Source organism: Sandarakinorhabdus sp., assembly GCF_031422795.1.
In the GTDB taxonomy this organism is placed as follows: Bacteria; Pseudomonadota; Alphaproteobacteria; order Sphingomonadales; family Sphingomonadaceae; genus Sandarakinorhabdus.
Genome location: NZ_JANPML010000313.1, coordinates 1 through 2453 on the forward strand (window position 1 = coordinate 1; position 2453 = coordinate 2453).

A 2453-nucleotide genomic window follows, 5' to 3' on the forward strand; every position below is an offset into this window, starting at 1 on the left:
GCGTCAGGTGGGCGCGGGCGAGATCGACCTGGCGGCTGGGCTCGATGCTGTCGGGATCGGCCATGGCGGCGGCGCTGATGGCGAGCCGGGCTTGCAGCGCGGCAGGGAGGGCGGTTGCGGCAAAGCTTGGCGCAGCAGCGGCGATCGTTAGCGCGGTCGCCATTCCGATGGCGATGACAATCTTCATGCCCGATTGTCCCCATCCAATTTCGACGACGCTAACACGGGCTGCCCTTTTGACCAATATTTAGCCTGCGTTCCGTTCCTTGACTGGCACAACCATCGGCAACAACTCGGCCGTGGACTGGTTCCAGTCGGGAAAAACATCTGCGTTCGGCGTGAAGCGTGGCCGCAGCAAGCGGAGCGCGAAGGGGAAGACGAACAGCGTGCCGACCAGCGATGCCAGCATGGTGACCGGCACCAGCACTGCGATCCAGTGGTGAACCAGATAGCCCGGTGAGGCCAGCAGCACGACATAGCCGACCGCGACGGCCATCGCGACGCAGACCGCAGCGCCGCCGGCCGACGCATGGGCAACCCGGATGGCATCAAGATAGCCGAGGCGCTGATCCAGCGCTTCGCGGATGCGGAAGGTGAAGTAGATGAGATAATCCAGACCGACGCCGACCGCGATGGTGGCAACCGCGGCAGTGGCGACATTCAGCGTGGTACCGGTCCAACCCAGCCAGGCGAAATTGGTCGCGATGGTCAGGGCCGAAGGGATCAGGAACAGCAGCGCCATCACCCATGAACGGAACACCAGGCCGCCGATCACCATAACGATGACCAACAGCAGCGCGGCCTTTTCCAGGCTGACATTGACGATCCCATCGGCCAGCGCCTTGGCCGTGACCGCCGAACCGCCGATGCTGACGGCCAGGCCCTTGGCGCGAGCATAGCCCTGCACCGTATCGATCAACCGCGTGGCCACGCGGGTTTCATCGGTGGCGATAAACGCCCGCAGCCGCAGGTAGCGCCCGCTATCGTCGATCAAGCCCACCGCGCGGCCGCCGCCGAACAGCACGGTCCAGATCTGCCGGCTTTCGTCGGCCGAGGCGGCGGTGGCTGAGGTGCAATCCCCAGTGTCGGCAGCGGTGCCGGCAAAGCGGCAGCCCAGAAACCGGATGATGCCAGCCGGCGACAGCACAGCGCGCACCGCATCATCGTCGGCCATGCGGTTTTCCAGGCCGAGCAGGGCCGACTGGACTGCGGGATCGAAGGCGCCATCAGGGCGGCCGGTATCGATCATCACGTCCATGACATAAGGCCCGACGCCAGCAGCGGTGAGTTCGGCAACCGTGCGTTGCACCGGCACATCAGGCGCGGTGTAGATCGCCATCGAATGCGATACCGCGACCCGCGAAACGCCGATGATCAGCACAGCGACACAGACCGCGATCCCGATCGCGATGCGCCCGGCCGGCCCGGTCAACGCCGTTTCGGCAACGCGGCGCAATGCCCCCTGCCACATCGGGCTGAGATCGCCATAGCCGGGCCGCATGATCGGCCGGCGCAGCAGCACGCGGATGGCGGGCACCACGGTCAATTCCAGCACCAACGCGGCGATCAAGCCGATGCCGGCCAGCAGGCCAAAGCGTGCCAGGGCCGACACATCGAGCAGCAGCAGCGAGAACAGGCAGGTGGCGGCGCCGGCCACGGCGATGGCAAGCACCGGGCCTTGTGCGGCCATGGTGGCGATGATGGCGGCGGCGTTGGCCTCGCGGGTTGCCTGCTGGCCAATTTCCGTCCGACCGCGCACTTCTTCCATATAGCGTTTGAGCAACTGCACCGAATGGCCAGCGCCAACGGCCAGGATCAGCACCGGGGCCAGCACGGTATAGGTGTCGAGCGGCTGCCGCAGCCAGCCATACAGGCCAAGCCCGATCAAGGTGGCCGTAAGCCCGGTGAAGATCGGCACCACCACGGCCTGCATCGATCGCAGCGCCTCCCAGTGCAGCAACAGGATCAGCGCCATGATGACGGGGAAGAAATAGGCGATGCGTTTGGAATAGATGTCATTTTGGGCCAGGAATGCCGGCTGGCCGGAATAGGCGATGGCAACGCCGCCGCCACTCGCGCGGGCGATGATGGCGTCGATTTTTTCCAGCAGCGGCCCGAAACTGCCGCTGGCCACCGCGACATCAGCATAAACCGTGAGCGAGCCATCAGGCGCCTGCACCAGCGAGGCCTGAGGGCCGAGGCCGGCGCTGACAGCGGCAGACAGGCCGGCCTTGTCGGCGCACAACTGGTCAAGGCCGTTGACAACAAGATCGCCGCGATCATCTGCCAGATATTTCATGGTCGAAGACCCGACGCCATAAACCCGTCCGGCCGCGATGCCGGGCAAACGGGTGAGGCCTTGCGAAAGCGTGCAGGCCGCCGCCACGCGCGCCGCGGGCGTGCCGTCCTTGATCAGAAAGGCCAGCGTGTTGCGGCTTTCGAAGACATCCTGG

General features: G+C 65.6%; 2 protein-coding genes. Both read right to left on the bottom strand.

Features of this window, described 5'->3' with window-relative positions:
• Positions 1–187: hypothetical protein (locus RMO81_RS11405; protein WP_310476000.1), on the bottom strand; the 187-nt coding region annotated here is incomplete at its 3' end.
• A gap of 60 nt (positions 188–247) precedes the next feature.
• On the bottom strand, positions 248–2453 hold a 2206-nt coding region (locus RMO81_RS11410; RefSeq protein ID WP_310476001.1), incomplete at its 5' end, for an MMPL family transporter.